Genomic DNA, 18,213 nt, shown 5'->3' with positions numbered 1-18,213 from the left:
ACCAGCCTGATTCCATCGAGACGCTCTCAATCTGCGGCATCTCTTCCCTGTACGGAAGCACTGACTACTCTTCTCCATCCATGCATTTAAACACTATGGCAAATCGAATTTATAGGGTATATTATATGCAACCTTTCGACATATGGCAAGTTGCATTTACCCGAAATGCCTTATACAAGAAGGTTTACCCGTATTGGCACGCGCTTATTCACCTTGCAGCCGGGCCAGCTCATTCCGGAGCGTTCGGATTTCGGCGAGCCAATCCTCCGCCTGCTCGGCTCCACCCTCTCCGGCCGAGAGTCCAAGCAGCTCTTGAATCCGGTACTCCAGCTCCATCCTGCGATTCTCCTTGTCGGTATCTCCCCTGATCACCCCGACACGGGCCATATGCTCCTCTTCTTCTGCCACGCTCCCCTCGAACCAGACTGGAGCTCCGCCTGGCTGCAGAGTCAGAAGCCGGTTGGCGACTTTGCGAACCAGGTATCTGTCATGCGATACGAGCGCAATCGCTCCCGGAAAGCGGACGAGGACCTCTTCTATCACCTCGCGTGTATCCACATCCAAATAGTTGGACGGTTCATCAAGCACCAGAAGATGGGCCCCGCTAAAATACAGCTTCAGGAAGGCGGTCCGGCATTTCTCCCCCATGCTGAGCTGACCGATCTGCTTGAAGACGTCGTCCCGGCGGAACAGGAAGCATCCGAGCAGCGTTCGGGCATGGCTCTGCGTCATTCCAGGAATGGCAAGCAGACTGTCCAGCAAGGTCATGTCATCCTCCAGCCCTTCGAGCTGCTGGGAGAAGTACCCGATTTTGACGGCAGGATGCCAGGCGACGGTTCCTTCCGTCGGCGTTATTTCGCCTAGCAGAAGCTTAAGCAGCGTCGTTTTCCCGCTTCCGTTCGGCCCCCGGACTGCGAGACGATCCCCGCGGTTCAACTGAAAGCTGAAACGGTCAAACAGCAGGCGGTCTCCGAATCCGAAGCTCATCTCCTTCACGCGCAGCAGGGTTCTGGCACCGATATTCTCCGCTTCCAGCTCCATTTTCAGCTTCGGATCGCTCCGCGGCTTATCTACACGCTCCGCTTCCAGCCGCTCGAGCGCCTTCTCCTTGGCATGGTATCGCGAAATGTTCTTCTTCGCTTTAGCTTTATAGTAGCTAGCCGTAATCCGGACATCTCCATCCCCTGCCGAATTGTGCGCTTTATGGAACCATTCCTCATATCTGCGAATCGATTCCTCCAGCGCTTTGCGGGCCAGCTCCTGTTTGCGGTAGAGGGTTTCCTGCTCACGCAGCTCACGCTCTTTCTCCCTCCGGTAATCCGTGTATCCCCCCCGATACCTCCGCAGCTCGGTGGCGGACAGCTCGCACACCGTGGTGGCGACACGGTCGATGAATTCCCTGTCATGGGATACGAACAGCACGGTCCCTTTATATGAGGAAACAAGCCACTGCTCCAGCCAGACCAGACTCTCGCTGTCCAGATGATTGGTCGGCTCATCCAGAAGCAAAAATTTGGGGTTTCGTACGAGCAGAGCGCCCAGCATCACCTTGGTCTTTTGTCCACCGCTGAGCTCGTTATAGGGGACAGGCCATACGTCCGGCCCGATGCCGAGCATCGTCATGGCCTTCTCGACTTCAGTCTCCCACTGGAAGCCTCCACCGGACTCATAACGCTCTAACAGATTCCCGTACTGATCAACCAGCCGATCCATAGCATCAGCGTCACTTGCCTGCATCTGCTTCTCTATAGCGGCAAGCTGCTGCTTAAGCTCCCAAAGGGACGATTCGCTGCGGCTGCGAACCATTTCGAGCGCCGTCATCTCGGATTCGTCAGGCTCATCCTGCTGCCGCATCCAGCCCCATCGTTCCCTTGGCAGTACAGCCTCGACCGTTCCGTTCGTCGGCTGGCGCTCTCCTGCCAGGATCGACAGCAGCGTGGATTTCCCCATTCCGTTTCGTCCATACAGGGCGATGCGCTCCCCCTCTGCCACCTCCAGGTGTATCCCCTCGAACAGCGGCTTTCCTTGCAGCTCCATTCCTATATCCTTAGCCTTTAAGATCATTGTCATATAACCTCATCCTCCCTGAAAAATCCATTAAAAAAACCGCAGGCCATGGCCTACGGCGGATCATCGAGAAAGAGATGCGGATGTGTTTATGAATGGACGTTGATACGACAACTCCTCCGCATTCAGCGCATGCGCTGTTTAGTCAAAATACAGGCTGTTGTGTTCGGATGCCGAACATCCGAATAGAAACCCGCTGACCGTGGGTGGGAATTGCTTATCAACCCGGAATGAAGTCCTTTAAATCAGAAAATAAAAAAAGGCACCCCGAATCCCATTTTTCAGACACACCAAATCTCTTCTCTAGCACCGTAGAGAAACGCCTGCAACATCATTGCAGTTGTCAGAGAAAAGGGTATCTTACTTCATCGGACTATGGTTACCTCGCATTCTTGGAATTGATTTCACCGACATTGTAACAAATCTGGTTGTCAATGGCAAGCATGAAATCAGCAAGCGAACCATCACGTTTAAACGACACAAAAAAAGCCCTTGAATCTCAAGGGTTCTTATCTGCTAAAGTATGGAGCGGGTGATGGGAATCGAACCCACGCTACCAGCTTGGAAGGCTGGAGTTCTACCATTGAACTACACCCGCATATCAACCCACAAAAGCGGCGCTATGCTTCAGAGCATATTCGATTACTTTTGCGGGGCCTATTTCGTAAGCCAATCGGGACGACACGATTTGAACATGCGACCCCCTGGTCCCAAACCAGGTGCTCTACCAAGCTGAGCTACGTCCCGATAATCCAGTAACTGTCGTGAAGACAAAAATAAATATACCATGCTGTATTCATAATTTCAACATGTATTTTATGGAAATTATCATCTCGGAAAATAAAGCAGCAGCTTCCCTCCTCAAGAGTTTCGCTGCTGCCTATCCATCTCAATAGCCACCGAATGTTAGGGCGATTGTTATTTCTTTTTGTCGAAGGTTACTTCCGGTGTCGTCAGCTTATCGTAAAAATCTACAACTTTATCCTTGTCCTCCGATGCCCGAAGCGCCATGGCCGACCGCGGATGTTCGTCCAGCGTACCGGTAATCATGTAAGGAATGATGTAACCCCACTCCTCCTTCTCCCGCAGCGGGATCATGAAGCGCTCAATGATATCCAGAACCGGGCGAAGCTCGTACTTGGTTCCCTTCAAATGGGTGACGAGCAGCTCCGTCGGACAATTGCCAGCAGCCCGTCCCATTCCGTACACGGACGCATCCAGCAGCTCCACACCCAGGTCAGCTGCAACGAGTGTATTCGAAAACGCAAGCTGCATGTTGTTATGCGTATGCACACCAAGGCGCTTATTCGGCAGATGCGTTTTAAATTTATTGACGAGGTATTCGATATCCTTATGATCCAGACTTCCATAGGAGTCCACGATGTAAACGACATCGACGACGCTTTCCTTGATCAGCTCAAAAGCCTCCAGCAGTTCATTCTCCATTACGTTGGAGAGCGCCATAATGTTAAGGGTAGTCTCGTAGCCCCGATCATGGAAGGTCTGTACAAGCGCAAGCGCCTTATCCACATCCTTGATATAGCATGCGACCCGGATCAGATCCAGCAGGCTTTCCTCGCGCGGCAAAATATCATCCTCGTCCACACGACCGATATCGACGAGAGCGGAGAGCTTGGTTTTGCCTTTATGCGGGATGACTTCCTTCAGAAAATCATCATCCAAGAAGCGCCATGGACCGGCTTGATCTGCGCCCTTCAGCAGCTTTGGCGAATTTTTATAACCGATTTCCATATAGTCCACGCCAGCCTCATTCAGGCCCGCATACAATTGCTGTACAAATTCAACGCTAAAATCCCAGTTATTCACCAATCCGCCGTCACGAATGGTGCAGTCCACAATCTTTGTCTGACTACTCTTGATCATTCTAAGCTAAACTCCTCTCGGCAAGTTTCTCTTCATCATACTTGAATCCGATGAGAAATGTAAAGAAGAAAGTCCCCCTATTATAAGAAAGCTTTTTTTCCGAAAAAAGAAAAAGACCATTCCATCGGAACAGCCGCTTTCTGCTTATGGAGCTTGGCTCCGATTGGGTTATATCCTTACATTTGATGCTTTTGGGCTCTCAGTCGCCTCCAGCTTCGGAAATGTGATCACGAACTCGGTCCCTTCACCGATCTGGCTGTCCACGGCAATCGAGCCGCCGTGATTGCGAATAATGCTGTAGCTGACGGACAGACCCAGTCCCGTACCGCTCTCCTTCGTCGTAAAAAACGGATTGAACAGATGGTTCAGCGTATTCTGATCCATGCCGGCCCCGTTATCCGATATGCAGATGCTAATGTTTTTACCGTTGTCGCGGGCTGAAATATCAATCATGCCGGTAAAATTCTCGACCTTTTGTTCATTGATTGCATCAAGGGCGTTTTTGATAATGTTGAGAATCACCTGTTTGATCTGCTTCACATCGACAGATATAAACGCCGGTGGCATCTCTTCTGTATGTAGGTTAATTTGGCAGCCCTTCATCAGCGCCTCGCTCTCGGTAAGAAGCACGACTTCCTTGAGCAGCGAGGATACGGCTACAACCTTGGTTTCCGGAGCGGATGGCTTGGAGGAATTCAGAAATTCGTATATAATATCATTTGCCCGATCGATCTCCGTCAGTATAATCCGGGCATATTCTTCCTTGCCGAGACTCACCAGATGGGGGCGAAGCAGTTGGATGAAGCCCCGGATCGAAGTCAGCGGATTTCGTATTTCGTGGGCGATGGAGGCGGAGATTTTACCGAGCATGGCAAGCTTGTCGTTCTGGTAGGCTGTCTGCTCAATTCGCTTGAAATCCGAAACATCCTTGACGCTGATTAAAAAATCCCCTTCCATCTGGTCCCCATAGGTCATCGTGATGAGCCACGACCGACCATACTCGTCCACGAGCTCGTGGTAGCGCTTGCGATGGAACACGGTCTCCCTGAAAATGCGGAGGATTTTCTTCTTCTTAAATCGGGACAGCTGTTTATGACGCAGCAGCTGGGTTAATGTGCAACCGGTTAGCGATTTGCGGGGTACGCCAAGCAATTTTGCCATTTGAACATTGACAAAAGCAAGTACACCCTCACTATCAAAGAGGATGATCCCGCTGTCGAGATTCTCCAGTATGTTCTCATACTTGTTCCTAATTAGCTGGCTCGAATGAAATGACCGAATCGCCTGCAGCTCAGATTCACGGATTTGACTCAACAAGATGGCTCCCCCTTTTCATGAAAAGTTGAACTCACCAAACCGACAATCAATTGTTGCAAAAAACAGTTTGTCCGTCTTTGAATCATTAGCAGTCTGAATCTGCTTCCTTTCATGATAGTCATCATGGGAAAGAAACGTCAATCAGAAATCCTGTCGAAAAATGGATATCTTCATAAAAATACCAATATTCCGACTAAAGACATGCCTCTTATGTATGTTTAACTCTGCTTCAAACAACAATAAGAAGTTTATACCCATTTTCCTCACATTTGAAACACCCCAAAATATACCAAAAATAAAAAGCCCCGAAGAACGAGGCTTATACAGGTCACTGATTACGGCTGCTTCTGTAGGCGGAGTCTTCGCTGGCTCATGACAGCCAGTCGCCGTTTCAGTTCACCCTGCCACTTTTCGTCCTGCATCCATTTTGCAACGGCGAGGAGATCCAGCGACATATCGATCTGGCTTTGAACAACGGTAAGAGGATCCTCCGATTCCCGGTTGACCACATTTTCAAAAATCGCATCTTCATCTTCCATCACATAATCCTGAAAATCTACTTGGGAGGCACCGTCCCCATGAGCATATTCGGCAAGGATCTCATATTCGTTCTCAACGCGATGATGTACTTCAACGCGATGGCAGACCGGACACAGCAGCAGGGGAACATTATGTACTTGAGTGCGATAATGCTTAAGTGTACCCTTTGTACCCATCATACTAGCCCCACAGCAAAAACTCATACCGTTCACCCTCCTCCATCAATTCTCCACCGTTTCCCATATTGTATTCGCTTTCACGCCCTGTAATTCCTTCAACCCTCGGTGGCTTCACAAAATTTGGGCCTTTAAGCCTAATTGGTTACGAGAAGACTAGTTTTCCCTATTATATATCAACGAAATAACAGTTGTCTAAACACCAGTGTTCCCTGTTTCCGGCCCGAACACTCTGTCAAAAAAACCCCCATCTTCTGAACAAATTGTCAGATGATGAGGGTTTTCGGATGTCAACAAAGGCTTACAGGTTCTTGTCGCCTGGTTTCCAGTTCATTGGGCACAATCCGCCGGATTGAAGCGCTTGAAGCACGCGCAGTGTTTCTTCTACGCTGCGGCCCACGTCGTTGTGGTTAACCACTTGGTATTTCAGTTCGCCTTCTGGATCGATGATGAACAGGCCGCGAAGTGCAACACCTTCTTCTTCGATCAGAACGCCGTAGTCTCTTGCTACGTTCTTCGTGATGTCCGAAGCGAGCGGGAAGTTCAATGCTCCCAGACCGTTAGCGTCTCTGGATGTGTTGATCCAAGCTTTGTGGCTGTGGATAGAGTCAACACTTACACCAAGAATTTCGGTATCCAATGCTTTGAATTGATCGTAAGCATCGCTCAGTGCCGTGATTTCAGTCGGGCACACGAAAGTGAAATCGAGCGGATAGAAGAAAAATACGAGCCATTTACCGCGGTAGTCGGACAGGCTGACTTTCCCAAAATCTTTACCGTCTCCCGATACGGTTTCCATCGTGAAATCTGGAGCTGCTTTACCAACCAAACGTTCTGCCATGATTGAATTCCTCCTTAACATATGTAGAACATATTAAAATGTGTAACAAATCTATGTTCCCACGAACATTCACTAGAAATGTTATCATCGAGGCTTGGCAAAGTCAAGATTATAGAGGTTACTTTTTTATAATTATTATAAATAAGAATTTTCCTTGAACAGTGAGCAGATTATCGGATGGCCGCCGCGATCAGGTCGCCCATCTCCGTAGTGCTGAGCGCTTTGCTCTTATCGACGGCAATGTCTGCTGTCCGGTGTCCAGCATCCAATACTTCAGCTACCGCGCGTTCGATCGCGTCCGCCGCATCGGCATAGCCGAAGGTCAGGCGGTACATGAGCGCAACCGACAGAATGGTCGCGATCGGGTTGGCCAGCCCTTGTCCCGCAATATCCGGCGCCGAACCGTGAACCGGCTCGTACAGGCCGAATGCTCCTTCGCCCATGGATGCCGATGCCAGCATGCCGATGGATCCGGTCAGCATCGCCGCCTCATCGCTCAGAATGTCTCCGAACATGTTCTCGGTCACGATGACGTCAAAGCTGGACGGGCGGCGCAGAAGCTGCATCGCACAGTTGTCCACCAGCACATGCTCCAGCTCCACATCCGGATATTCCGGCGCGATGCGGTTGACCGTTTCACGCCAGAGGCGGGAGGTTTCCAGCACATTCGCTTTATCGACGGACGCCAGCTTCTTGCGGCGCTTCTGGGCGATCTCGAACGCTTGGCGCACGATCCGCTCCACCTCGGCCGTATTGTAAACACAGGTATCGACCGCTTCTTCGCCGCCGGCACCTTCGCGTCTGAACTTCTCTCCGAAGTAGATGCCGCCTGTCAGCTCTCGCACGACCATCAGGTCCGTGCCTTCAAGCACTTCCGGCTTCAGCGTCGAGGCATCCTTCAAGCAGTCAAAAATGACAGCCGGACGCAGGTTCGAAAATAATCCGAGCTCTTTGCGAATGCCGAGCAATCCGGTTTCCGGGCGCAGCTCCTTCGGATTGTTGTCCCATTTCGGACCGCCTACCGCTCCAAGCAGCACGGCATCGGCGCTTTTGCACACGCTCAGCGTTTCTTCCGGAAGCGGCGTGCCTTTCTCGTCAATGGCGATGCCGCCAAACAGCGCGTGCTCCGTCGTGAAGGAATATCCGAAGACCTCTTCGGTCCGCTTTATAATTTTCTCCGCTTCCGCCACGACCTCAGGACCGATTCCGTCCCCGGCGATTACGGCAATTTTCTTCGTTTCTGCCATCGGTTAGTCACTCCTTATTTATAATACGCTTCTCGTAAAGTCATCTAGTTACTGTTGTAACATACTTCCCTCACGGTGACCAAGATATAGAAACTATGAACTTAATTTGTTTTGCCTATAAGTGGGGGAGTGATCCGCAGGGAACGCGTTGACGATGTGACCGGGGGTATTACTGCTGGGGAGGGTGCTTCGACGGGAGTTCCTAGGTAGTTCCGTGGGATGTTCCGTGGGGAGTTTCGTGGGGAGTTTCGTGGGGAGTTTCGTGGGTTGCTCCGAGTACGTATCGTTCCTCCAATCGCTGTTGTCGCCGAATTTCATGATTATATATTTAGCGGTGGAATTTCGGCTCCAAAGGCGACCGCTCCGCTTTTCCGGAATCGATTCGTCCTCTCCGCTGCTTCGTAGCTCTTGGGGGCCCGCGTTCCCTTCGGCTCACTTGGGGTGGGAAAGGGGATGGCTGCCTGGCTCCGCTTGGGCTGCCACCCTGGGGAATATTGGGGGTTACGGCGATGGGGCCGACTGCCTGGCTGCACTTCGGCAGCCCTGAAACTTTAGGTGTCGCTTGGATGTGTGGACCACTTACTGGACGTAGTTGAGTATGTTTCTTGGCTGCTGGTGGGATTCCTCCACTGCTGTTAGGGTTGCTCCGGTTAGAATCTCACTGCTTACTGCTGGGGGGGCTCGGAGTACGTATCGTTCCTTCAATCGCTGTTGTCACCGAATTTCATGATTATATATTTAGCGGTGGAATTTCGGCTCCAAAGGCGAACGCTCCGCTTTTCCGGAATCGATTCGTCCTCTCCGCTGCTTCGAAGCTCTTGGGGGCCCGCGTTCCCTTCGGCTCACTTGGGGTGGGAAGGGGATGGCTGCCTGGCTCCGCTTAGGCAGCCACCCTGGGTACTTTCAGGTGTTGCTTCGATGAGGCCGACTGCCTGAGCTGCACCCAGCAGCCACCTTGGGGACCTTCGGGTTTTGCGGCAATGCGTAGCTCTGCTGCCTGATTGGGTTCCCCCGATGGCGTATCTCACTGCTTGCTGCTGGGGAAGCTCGGATGATGTATCTTGACTGCTGCTGGGGTTGCTCCGAGTACGTATCCTTCCTCCAATCGCTGTTGTCGCCGAATTTCATGATTATATATTTAGCGGTGGATATTCGGCTCCAAAGGCGAACGCTCCGCTTTTCCGGAATCGATTCGTCCTCTCCGCTGCTTCGAAGCTCTTGGGGGCCCGCGTTCCCTTCGGCTCACTTGGGGTGGGAATGGGGTGGCTGCCTGGCTCCGCTTAGGCAGCCACCCTGGGTACTTTCAGGTGTTGCTTCGATGAGGCCGACTGCCTGAGCTGCACCCAGCAGCCACCTTGGGGACCTTCGGTGTTGCGGCGATGGAGCGTCTTCTAACCTTCGGTTCAGCTGCCGCCCTGAGAATTCGGGTGTCGCTCCGATGGGGCCTGCTGCCTGTCTGTCCTTCACCAGCACACCAGGGGACTTCGGATGCCGATTCGAGGTGTTATGGCTGCTGGCCGTGCTTTGGCAGCCATAACCCGGTCCAGAAGTGAGCATGGAAAACAAGCGAGCTGGAGGAGCCGCCAGCTTGCTTGTCCGCCCGTTATAGCGTCTCCAACTCGCTTAGATCGGGCACTTTAATGCGATGTTTTTTCCGGAAATCCTTATAAAGCTCCGCCTGAAGCGCCTCATAGCTTTCCGTCCCTTTCAGGTCTTCATCCGCAAGGATATGTCCCATAAGCTTATTCATGTAAATCGCCGCCTCGTACGCGCTGTATAACTCCTCGCTATTCCAAAACTCCTCCTCGCTCAGTCCCGTGATTCGGATCCGCTGCTCCATAATGTATAAGGTCAGCTGCTCCGCGGATGTTTTCGGGCCGGTGCCCTTCATCGCACGCCTCTGCATGTCGATCATACCCTTGACTTCCTCCGGCGTTACGGTGATTCCAATTTGTTTTGCATGGTGCACGGTCAGCGCCTCGGTAATCATATGCCGCAGCACCTCCTCGCCCGAAGGTTTCACGGTCAACTGATTTAGGGCATAGATCAGCTCTTTAGTTTTCAGGGTGAAGACATATTCCGCAAGCGAAATACGCACTTCCTCCGTCTCCATCATCCAAGGAAGCCCTTCATTCCGGATCTTATTCTGGATCGTCTGGATCGAATCAAAAGTATCCTGGACCAACCGCCTGGTGCCTTCTGTATATGCTGCATTTTGAATTGCGGGTATCTCATCCGACAACTCCGGCAATGCTCTATGGGCGTTCTCGTCCGTTTGGGCTGCAGGGGAATTGTCACAAGCGCTAATCGCAAGTAATACCGCCACCAATCCAAATAACGAGAGCTTTCGCAAGCGGATTGCGTTTCGGCAACGAGAACTCATGCTCGTCCCTCCTTATAAAAATCCTCCGTTTCCTTTATTAACGTTACCCGCACCGCTTTGGTTACATTTCTCTGTTCATGCGCTACAATAGAAATGTAATCGTTTTTATTACCAATACCCACCAAGGAGATGATCCCCTCATGCAGTACACCTCTCTAGGTAAATCCGGCATGAAAGTCAGCCGTCTGTGTCTCGGTACGATGAATTTCGGACCTGCCACGGATGAGAAGGAAGCTTTTCGCATCATGGATGCGGCGGTGGATGCCGGCGTGAATTTTTTCGACACCGCTAATGTTTACGGCTGGGGCGAGAACGCCGGGCTGACCGAAACGATAATCGGGCGGTGGTTCAAGCAGGGCGGCGGCCGTCGGGAAAAGGTCATTTTGGCCACGAAATTTTACGGGGCGATGAGCGATCCACTCGACGGTCCCAATGATGCAGCCGGCTTGTCCGCCTACAAGCTCCGGCGCCATCTTGAAGGGTCGCTGAAGCGGCTGCAGACCGATCATATCGAGCTGTATCAAATGCATCACGTGGATTCATCCGTAACATGGGACGAGCTCTGGGGAGCATTTGAGGTCGCGGTGCATCAGGGAAAAATCGGCTATGTCGGCTCCAGCAATTTCGCCGGTTGGCACATCGCCGTTGCTCAAGCCGCTGCCAAAAACCGGAACTTCCTTGGTCTGGTATCCGAGCAGCATAAGTACAGCCTGACCTGCCGGCTCCCTGAGCTTGAAGTGCTGCCAGCAGCGCAGAGCCTCGGTCTCGGCGTAATTCCTTGGAGTCCGCTCGACGGCGGATTGCTGGGGCGCAACGCGCTGAAGAAGATTGAGGGTTCGAGAAGCGGCGGCAATGCGGAGCGGATCGAGAAGCACCGTGCCCAGCTGGAGCAATTCGCCGCACTTTGCCAGGAGCTCGGAGAGCCGCAGGACAACGTGGCACTGGCCTGGCTTCTTAAAAATCCGGCCGTCACTGGACCGATCATCGGTCCGCGTACTTTGGAACAATTCGAAAGCTCCTTGAGATGCCTCGAGGTGGAGCTCGACGAATCGGTTATGAAGCGGCTGGATGAAATTTTCCCTGGTCCGGGTGGCCCTGCGCCGCAAGCTTACGCCTGGTAAGACGCAAATCCTGGAACACCCTGTAAAAATAACGCCACTTTGGACAAGTTGTTCACAATATTAGCCCCTCACAGCGTTTAAACGATTTCAGTCGGAGCGAAAGTACCGGAGCACATCTGCTTACGCGCTAGCTTTCTCCGGTGGGGCCATAACCGTCCTCGGCCAATACAAATAAAAGGAGGAGCCGCCTTAATAGCGGTTCCTCCTTTTTAAATCTGTTATTTCCAGGCTGTTCACCCGTCCCATAGAAAAGGCTGGAAGCCATAAATCTTCTAATGACATTAAATCTTCTTATTTCTTGATCCAATGCATCATTTCACGAAGCTGAGCGCCAACGACTTCAAGCTGGTGCTCGGACTCGTTGCGGCGAGTAGCCGTCAGGAATGCACGGCCGGATTGGTTCTCGAGAATAAAGTCGCGAGCGAATTTACCCTGTTGAATATCGGACAATACTTCCTTCATCGCTTTCTTCGTTTCGTCGGTAACGATGCGTGGGCCTGTTACGTAGTCGCCGTATTCCGCAGTGTTACTGATGGAGTCGCGCATGTTCGCAAGTCCGCCTTCATAGATCATGTCAACGATCAGCTTCAGTTCATGCAGACACTCGAAGTAAGCCATTTCCGGAGCATAACCGGCTTCTGTCAGCGTTTCGAAACCGGCTTTGATCAGCGCGGATACGCCGCCGCACAGTACAGCCTGCTCACCGAACAGATCGGTTTCGGTTTCTTCGCGGAAGGATGTTTCGATAACGCCTGCACGGGTACAGCCGATACCTTTAGCATAAGCAAGGCCGATTGCCTTAGCTTGTCCGGTCGCGTCCTTCTCGATCGCGATCAATCCAGGTACGCCGAAGCCCTCAACATACGTGCGGCGAACCATGTGGCCCGGGGATTTCGGAGCTACGAGCAGGACGTCGTTGTCTTTAGGAGCCACGATTTGGCCGAAATGAACGTTGAAGCCATGGGAGAACATCAGAGCTGCACCCTTTTTCAGGTTCGGCTCGATGTCATTCTTGTACACCGACGCTTGCGTCTCGTCCGGCATGAGGATTTGAACGACATCCGCACGGCTTACAGCCTCCGCTACAGAAAGCACCTCGAACCCGTCGTTTTTCGCCTTGTCGAAGGATTTTCCTTCACGAAGACCGATCACCACTTGGAGACCGCTGTCACGCAGGTTCTGCGCTTGGGCATGCCCTTGGCTGCCGTAGCCGATTACCGCGATCGTTTTGTCCTTAAGTACGCTAAGCTCTGCATCTTGTTCATAATAAGTAGTAACTGCCATTTGGATAAGTCCTCCTTTAATTTTAAAGACCCTTCATGATGAGCGGGTATTTCAATCGACCCGGCTTAGTGGCCCGGTCTGCTGAAACACCCGCTCATGCCATGCAGGTGTCTGCTGATATTGATGGTTTGAAGCTCAGAAGCGAAAAGCATCAAAAAGCGAACGGATGATTACGCATTACCGCGAATCATCGCGGTAACCCCGGTCCGGGACAGCTCCTGGATCCCGTAAGGCTTCAACAGCTCGATCATCGCATCGATCTTCACGGTATCGCCAACAACCTGAACCATCAGATTGGTGGTACCGATGTCGACGACCGAAGCCCGGAAGGTCTCGACAACGCCCATGATTTCAGGTCTGGCGGAAGGCTCCGCCTTGACCTTGATCAGGGCAAGCTCCCTTGCGACCATCGGCTTGGAGCTCAGGTTGATGACTTTGATGACATCGATCAGCTTGTATAGCTGCTTCTCGATCTGCTCCAGCGTCGTGTCATCTCCTGTCGTCACGATAACCATCCGCGACAGCCCCTGCTCCTCCGATTGCCCCACGGTAATGCTCTCGATGTTGAAGCCTCTGCGGCCAAACAGTCCCGAAACCCGCTGCAGGACACCCGGCTGGTCGTTTACTAGTACGGCAATGGTATGTTTTGTACTCATCTTACGCATCCCCCATCAGCATTTGATCGATCGTCGACCCTTGCGGTACCATCGGATACACGTTCTCGCCTTTCTCGACCACGAACTCGACGAGCACCGGTCCCGGCGTTTCCATCGCTTCGGCCCAAGCGCGGTGCGCTTCGTCTTTCGTCGTGGCGCGAAGACCTTTCACACCGTAAGCTTCAGCAAGCTTGACGAAATCCGGGCTGCCCGCCAGATCGATGTGGCTGTAACGGTTGTCGTAGATCAGCTCCTGCCATTGGCGAACCATGCCAAGCACCTGGTTGTTGATGACCACGATTTTGACCGGAATGTTGTTGATGGCGCAGATCGCAAGCTCCTGGGAGCACATCTGCATGCCGCCGTCCCCGTTGATCGAGATGACGAGCCGGTCGGGATGGGCCATTTGGGCGCCGATGGCGGAAGGGAATCCGAAGCCCATCGTGCCGAGGCCGCCGGAGGTGATCCATGAACGCGGCTGGTTGAATTTGTAATACTGGGCCGCCCACATCTGGTGCTGTCCGACGTCCGTCGTTACGATCGCTTCGCCCTTGGTCGTCTCGTTCAGCATTTCGATAACCCACTGCGGCTTGAGTACGGTATCCGAATCCACGTAGCGGTACGGATATTCCGCCTTCCACTTGCCGATCTGGTCTCTCCAAGCATCCGCCTTGCCTGCGTATCCGACGAGCGGATTCAGCATTTCAAGCACGGTTTTGACATCCCCGACAATCGGGATATCGGTTGGCACGTTCTTGCCGATCTCCGCCGGATCGATGTCAATATGAGCAATTTTGGCATTCGGTGCAAATCCGTTCAGTTTGCCGGTAACGCGATCATCGAATCTCGCTCCGATACTGATCAGCAGGTCGGATTGTTGAATGGCCTGGTTCGACGTGTACGTGCCATGCATGCCCGGCATGCCCGTCCAGAGCTCGTGTCCCGTCGGGAATCCGCCCAGCCCGAGCAGCGTCGTCGTGATCGGAATGCCCGTCTTGTTGACGAATTCCAGCAGCCCTTCGTGTGCGCCGGAGTATATGACGCCGCCGCCGGCAAGAATCATTGGACGCTCGGCATCCTCGATCGCGCGGGCCAGCTTGTCGAGCTGCAGACGATTCGGTACCGTTCGCGGGTTATAGCCCCGCAGGTGGACGGTATCTTCCGGCTTGAACAGCGTCGTTGCCGCCGATACGTCCTTCGGAATATCGATCAGCACCGGCCCTTTACGTCCCGTGGACGCGATGTGGAAGGCCTCGTGGATGATCCGCGGCAGATCTTCGACATTCCGCACCAGATAGCTGTGTTTGGTGATCGGCATCGTGATGCCTGTAATATCCGCTTCCTGGAAGGCATCCGTTCCGATCAGCGTCGTTGCTACGTTACCGGTAATGACAACGAGCGGAACAGAATCCATATAGGCTGTTGCAATCCCGGTTACGAGGTTCGTTGCCCCCGGTCCCGAGGTCGCGATACATACACCTACTTTACCGCTTGCCCGGGCATATCCGTCGGCTGCATGGATGGCGCCTTGCTCGTGACGAGTCAAGACATGGTTGAAATCCTCAAAACCATACATTGCATCGTAGATATACAGGACGGCTCCGCCCGGATATCCGAAAACGCACTCGACACCTTCGAGCAGAAGACTCCGAAGCAAGATTTCCGATCCGGTAATCACTTCAGGCTTCATCCATTTCTCACGTAATTGTTCTGTAGACCGCACTTCTGGAGTTTGCGCGCTCATCAGTCATCCTCCTCTCAAATATTGGCATGCTCTAATTTCCACCATGATCTAAGCAACAAAAAAACCTTCCGTCTCCACACCCGGATTATCTCCGTGTGAGGGACGAAAGGTTCTGGCTTCCGTGGTACCACCCATGTTTGCTCTACACCTCGCAGTGTAAAGCCTCAGCAGGTATGAAGGCTCTCGCATAACACCAGCTCTTCAATATCTGCAGTCCGTAACGTGGACTTACACGATTTTCCCTAATAAATGCTGTTACGACTTAATGCGGTAAAGTCATAGCCTAGCATCTTTCAGGAAAACAGCTCCGAGGTGAGCTCGTATAAAAGGGATTTTGGTGGTGGTTTCAGCAGATCCATCCACTCTCTGAGCAAAAGAGCCCTTTAAACTTCGTCCTCATCATTGCCGATTGGATATATTCGTTAAAATGTTTAGAAACATTATATGATCGTTCCAATCCAGAAGTCAACACATTTATTTTACTTCGCATGAGAGGTTTTCATTCACTACGCAATTCGAAGCTTCCGGCCATTGCCGCTAAACACGCTCCCAGAGCCTGGTACATATGATAAATTGAGCAGCAAACCTCGGCGAGAGAAGGGAGAGAAATAACGATGATCCGCTACTGGAAACCCGGGCAGGATGACGTCATGATTCTGCAGCTGATCGAATCCGAGCTCGTCCCTCTTTCCCATATGAGCCCGAAGGAGATCCATGCGATTCGCAAAGATATCCCTGCCCGATTACGGCGCGGCGTAACCCTGGTTGCAGCCGGACAGGAGGATCGAGTCCTCGCCTTCATCCACTTCCTGGTGCATGGCGAGCTGCTGTATATCGATATGCTGGCCGTCGCACCCGCCGTACAGCGAAAGCAATGGGGCATCCGCCTGATGGAGCATGCCGAACGTTTCGCTGTATCCCGCGGTTGCAAGCGAGCGAAGGTGATGGTAGACGTCGGGAACCGGGGCGGGCTCGCCTTTTACAGAAAGCTCGGTTATACGGTAACCCGAATCATCTCAACCAGCCAATGCTACGAAATGGAAAAAGTGTGGTATCCCTAGTCTTTACCAGAAGAATCCGCCGAACGGTCCGCCAAACCCGCCGTAACCAGGGCCGTAGAATCCGCCATATCCGGGATATCCCCCATACCCGGGATACCCGCCGTAAGCGTAAGGCGCGGTGCCGATCGCAAGCAAGTCGAACAGCACGAGAGGAACGATGGCTTTGGTCTTTACCTGCTTGCCGCCCGGTTCAACGAACAAACGGCTCCCGGATACCTTAACCAATTTGCCTGTCACCATAGTTCCGTCTTTCTTATACGCAACAATCCGCTTGCCCACATACGACTTCAGTTTCGCCTTGTTGACAGGCTTTTCCATGAAAATCCCTCCTTGAGGTAATATACATTTCAATCTATTCCGGAAGGGGGAGGCTTGCCTGTTTCATGGCCCTATACAGCAAATATAGACGGCGATTTCATGTATAAAGATACCGAATTAACCAGCATTGCCGAATCCTTAAGATATCCTGATATACGCAAAGAAACCGCCGAATAATTCGGCGGTTTCTTCATACATGTAGTATTAAGCGTTCACTTTTTCTTTAGCAACGGTTGCCAAAGAGTTGAATGCGTTCAGATCGTTCACAGCCAGATCAGCCAGCATTTTGCGGTTGATATCCACGCCAGCAAGCTTCAGGCCATGCATCATTTTGCTGTAGGACAGACCGTTTTGGCGAGCAGCCGCGTTAATACGAACGATCCACAATTTACGGAAATTGCGCTTCGTTTGACGGCGATCCCGGTATGCATAAACGAGGGATTTCATAACCTGCTCGTTTGCAGTTTTAAAAATACGGTGTTTGGAACCAAAATAACCTTTAGCAAGCTTCAATACTTTTTTATGTCGACGACGAACGACAAATCCGCCTTTAACTCGTGCCATATCAAAAGACCTCCCAATAAATGTTGTTTACTATTTCAAGTTAGCCAGACCTTGCTTCAAACGTTTAACATCTCCAGGCGCCATTACTGGGCTGTTGGACAATACGCGCTTCGCACGCTTGGATTTGTGGGACAGCAAGTGGTTTTTGTAAGCTTTGTAACGTTTAACTTTACCCGTACCAGTAATCTTGAAGCGGCCTTTCAGGCTGCTGTGTGTTTTCATTTTAGGCATTGTTGTACTTCCTCCTCTAATTTCTCTTAGGCTTTAGGAGCCAAAATCATAATCATGCTGCGGCCTTCCAGCTTCGGCTGACGTTCGACGACGCAGAGGTCCGCCACTTCCGTCTTCACGCGCTCCAGAATCTTCTGGCCGATGTTCGCATGGGTGATTTCACGACCGCGGAAACGCACGGAGCATTTCACTTTATCGCCGTCCTTCAAAAACTTAACGACATTGCGGAGCTTGGTCTGGAAATCATGCTCCTCAATGTTGGCCCGGAACCATACTTCCTTGATATCCACGATCTTCTGGTTCTTGCGCGCTTCCTTCTCTTTCTTCTGCTGCTCATAGCGGAATTTACCGTAGTCCATGATGCGGCATACCGGCGGTTTCGCCTGAGGGGCCACGTTCACCAGATCCAGATTGAGATCAATTGCCATCTGCAGTGCTTCACGAATCGGCTTGATCCCGATCTGTTCACCCTCCGGGCCGACCAAACGTACTTCCTTGGCCCGAATCTCGTCATTGATCATATGTTCCTTACTGATAGTCCTCCACCTCCAGATAACTTGTGATTCCTGCTTGCAAAAAAATAAAGGGATGACGGTTCAACCACCGACATCCCTATTTGATAACTCATTCAAAAATGAAACTTAATCCATTCATTGATTTCGTGATCAAACCAGCCAACCTATGTCGGTCAGGTGAGAAGCGGTGCTTCTACTTGCAATCAGAATATTCTGTTACAAAGACTAGAACAGTATAACAAGTACACTGGACTATGTCAACAC

General features: G+C 51.9%; 16 protein-coding genes and 2 tRNA genes. 2 read left to right on the top strand and 16 right to left on the bottom strand.

The genetic code is table 11. The features are described 5' to 3' along the window. Positions 1 to 204 precede the first annotated feature (204 nt). From abc-f to NST44_RS11460, 9 genes are all read right to left on the bottom strand, one after another. Positions 205 to 2,070 (bottom strand): ribosomal protection-like ABC-F family protein, encoded by a 1,866-nt coding sequence (gene abc-f / locus NST44_RS11500; RefSeq protein WP_340899482.1) that lies wholly within the window; start codon positions 2,068 to 2,070, stop codon positions 205 to 207. 521 nt (positions 2,071 to 2,591) lie between these two features. Further along, a tRNA-Gly gene (locus NST44_RS11495) sits at positions 2,592 to 2,665 on the bottom strand. Positions 2,666 to 2,740: 75 nt separating this feature from the next. After that, a tRNA-Pro gene (locus NST44_RS11490) sits at positions 2,741 to 2,814 on the bottom strand. A gap of 171 nt (positions 2,815 to 2,985) precedes the next feature. Beyond that, positions 2,986 to 3,951: an aldolase catalytic domain-containing protein gene (locus NST44_RS11485; RefSeq protein ID WP_007127252.1), complete on the bottom strand. Its 966-nt coding sequence runs from the start codon at positions 3,949 to 3,951 to the stop codon at positions 2,986 to 2,988. Between the two features lie 168 nt (positions 3,952 to 4,119). Further along, positions 4,120 to 5,268 carry an ATP-binding protein gene (locus NST44_RS11480; RefSeq protein ID WP_040737782.1) on the bottom strand — a complete coding sequence of 383 codons (1,149 nt, stop codon included), beginning with the start codon at positions 5,266 to 5,268 and terminating at the stop codon, positions 4,120 to 4,122. 335 nt (positions 5,269 to 5,603) lie between these two features. Next, complete coding sequence (locus NST44_RS11475) at positions 5,604 to 6,011, bottom strand: hypothetical protein (protein ID WP_007127250.1); 408 nt, start codon at positions 6,009 to 6,011, stop codon at positions 5,604 to 5,606. Between the two features lie 274 nt (positions 6,012 to 6,285). Beyond that, positions 6,286 to 6,825: a peroxiredoxin gene (locus NST44_RS11470; RefSeq protein WP_007127249.1), complete on the bottom strand. Its 540-nt coding sequence runs from the start codon at positions 6,823 to 6,825 to the stop codon at positions 6,286 to 6,288. Positions 6,826 to 6,995: 170 nt separating this feature from the next. Beyond that, a complete protein-coding gene (gene leuB / locus NST44_RS11465) occupies positions 6,996 to 8,072 on the bottom strand; it encodes a 3-isopropylmalate dehydrogenase (protein ID WP_007127248.1) in 1,077 nt (358 codons plus the stop codon). A gap of 1,603 nt (positions 8,073 to 9,675) precedes the next feature. After that, positions 9,676 to 10,455 carry a SurA N-terminal domain-containing protein gene (locus tag NST44_RS11460; RefSeq protein ID WP_251535495.1) on the bottom strand — a complete coding sequence of 260 codons (780 nt, stop codon included), beginning with the start codon at positions 10,453 to 10,455 and terminating at the stop codon, positions 9,676 to 9,678. A gap of 140 nt (positions 10,456 to 10,595) precedes the next feature. Between NST44_RS11460 and NST44_RS11455 the strand changes: the two genes are divergently transcribed. Next, positions 10,596 to 11,576: an aldo/keto reductase gene (locus NST44_RS11455; protein ID WP_340899476.1), complete on the top strand. Its 981-nt coding sequence runs from the start codon at positions 10,596 to 10,598 to the stop codon at positions 11,574 to 11,576. A gap of 291 nt (positions 11,577 to 11,867) precedes the next feature. On the opposite strand, the gene ilvC is transcribed toward NST44_RS11455, so the two are convergent. The 3 genes from ilvC to ilvB form a co-directional block, all read right to left on the bottom strand. Continuing rightward, on the bottom strand, positions 11,868 to 12,860 hold the full coding sequence (gene ilvC / locus NST44_RS11450) for a ketol-acid reductoisomerase (protein WP_007127245.1): 993 nt from the start codon (positions 12,858 to 12,860) through the stop codon (positions 11,868 to 11,870). A gap of 170 nt (positions 12,861 to 13,030) precedes the next feature. Continuing rightward, positions 13,031 to 13,516 carry an acetolactate synthase small subunit gene (gene ilvN, locus NST44_RS11445; protein ID WP_007127244.1) on the bottom strand — a complete coding sequence of 162 codons (486 nt, stop codon included), beginning with the start codon at positions 13,514 to 13,516 and terminating at the stop codon, positions 13,031 to 13,033. A 1-nt stretch (position 13,517) separates the two neighbouring features. Next, a complete protein-coding gene (ilvB, locus tag NST44_RS11440; protein WP_007127243.1) occupies positions 13,518 to 15,260 on the bottom strand; it encodes a biosynthetic-type acetolactate synthase large subunit in 1,743 nt (580 codons plus the stop codon). 614 nt (positions 15,261 to 15,874) lie between these two features. Between ilvB and NST44_RS11435 the strand changes: the two genes are divergently transcribed. Then, positions 15,875 to 16,321: a GNAT family N-acetyltransferase gene (locus tag NST44_RS11435; RefSeq protein WP_007127242.1), complete on the top strand. Its 447-nt coding sequence runs from the start codon at positions 15,875 to 15,877 to the stop codon at positions 16,319 to 16,321. Positions 16,322 to 16,324: 3 nt separating this feature from the next. On the opposite strand, the gene NST44_RS11430 is transcribed toward NST44_RS11435, so the two are convergent. From NST44_RS11430 to infC, 4 genes are all read right to left on the bottom strand, one after another. Beyond that, positions 16,325 to 16,639 carry a hypothetical protein gene (locus NST44_RS11430; protein ID WP_007127241.1) on the bottom strand — a complete coding sequence of 105 codons (315 nt, stop codon included), beginning with the start codon at positions 16,637 to 16,639 and terminating at the stop codon, positions 16,325 to 16,327. Positions 16,640 to 16,843: 204 nt separating this feature from the next. After that, positions 16,844 to 17,203, bottom strand: coding sequence for a 50S ribosomal protein L20 (gene rplT, locus NST44_RS11425; RefSeq protein ID WP_007127240.1), 360 nt, complete (start codon positions 17,201 to 17,203; stop codon positions 16,844 to 16,846). A gap of 30 nt (positions 17,204 to 17,233) precedes the next feature. Further along, positions 17,234 to 17,434 (bottom strand): 50S ribosomal protein L35, encoded by a 201-nt coding sequence (gene rpmI / locus NST44_RS11420; RefSeq protein WP_007127239.1) that lies wholly within the window; start codon positions 17,432 to 17,434, stop codon positions 17,234 to 17,236. Between the two features lie 26 nt (positions 17,435 to 17,460). Next, positions 17,461 to 17,955 carry a translation initiation factor IF-3 gene (gene infC, locus NST44_RS11415; RefSeq protein WP_007127238.1) on the bottom strand — a complete coding sequence of 165 codons (495 nt, stop codon included), beginning with the start codon at positions 17,953 to 17,955 and terminating at the stop codon, positions 17,461 to 17,463. Between the last annotated feature and the right edge of the window lie 258 nt (positions 17,956 to 18,213).

This window comes from Paenibacillus sp. FSL W8-0919 (assembly GCF_038003785.1).
In the GTDB taxonomy this organism is placed as follows: Bacteria; Bacillota; Bacilli; order Paenibacillales; family Paenibacillaceae; genus Paenibacillus_AQ; species Paenibacillus_AQ lactis.
Note: the sequence above shows the minus strand (reverse complement) of the source record. Positions and strands in the feature narration are given on the sequence as shown.

Coding starts and splice junctions, on each gene's coding strand:
- abc-f (WP_340899482.1), bottom strand. CDS start 2,070: ATGACAATGATCTTAAAGGCTAAGGATATAGGAATGGAGCTGCAAGGA.
- NST44_RS11485 (WP_007127252.1), bottom strand. CDS start 3,951: ATGATCAAGAGTAGTCAGACAAAGATTGTGGACTGCACCATTCGTGAC.
- NST44_RS11475 (WP_007127250.1), bottom strand. CDS start 6,011: ATGAGTTTTTGCTGTGGGGCTAGTATGATGGGTACAAAGGGTACACTT.
- NST44_RS11470 (WP_007127249.1), bottom strand. CDS start 6,825: ATGGCAGAACGTTTGGTTGGTAAAGCAGCTCCAGATTTCACGATGGAA.
- leuB (WP_007127248.1), bottom strand. CDS start 8,072: ATGGCAGAAACGAAGAAAATTGCCGTAATCGCCGGGGACGGAATCGGT.
- NST44_RS11460 (WP_251535495.1), bottom strand. CDS start 10,455: ATGAGTTCTCGTTGCCGAAACGCAATCCGCTTGCGAAAGCTCTCGTTA.
- NST44_RS11455 (WP_340899476.1), top strand. CDS start 10,596: ATGCAGTACACCTCTCTAGGTAAATCCGGCATGAAAGTCAGCCGTCTG.
- ilvC (WP_007127245.1), bottom strand. CDS start 12,860: ATGGCAGTTACTACTTATTATGAACAAGATGCAGAGCTTAGCGTACTT.
- ilvN (WP_007127244.1), bottom strand. CDS start 13,516: ATGAGTACAAAACATACCATTGCCGTACTAGTAAACGACCAGCCGGGT.
- ilvB (WP_007127243.1), bottom strand. CDS start 15,260: ATGAGCGCGCAAACTCCAGAAGTGCGGTCTACAGAACAATTACGTGAG.
- NST44_RS11435 (WP_007127242.1), top strand. CDS start 15,875: ATGATCCGCTACTGGAAACCCGGGCAGGATGACGTCATGATTCTGCAG.
- NST44_RS11430 (WP_007127241.1), bottom strand. CDS start 16,639: ATGGAAAAGCCTGTCAACAAGGCGAAACTGAAGTCGTATGTGGGCAAG.
- rplT (WP_007127240.1), bottom strand. CDS start 17,203: ATGGCACGAGTTAAAGGCGGATTTGTCGTTCGTCGTCGACATAAAAAA.
- rpmI (WP_007127239.1), bottom strand. CDS start 17,434: ATGCCTAAAATGAAAACACACAGCAGCCTGAAAGGCCGCTTCAAGATT.
- infC (WP_007127238.1), bottom strand. CDS start 17,955: ATGATCAATGACGAGATTCGGGCCAAGGAAGTACGTTTGGTCGGCCCG.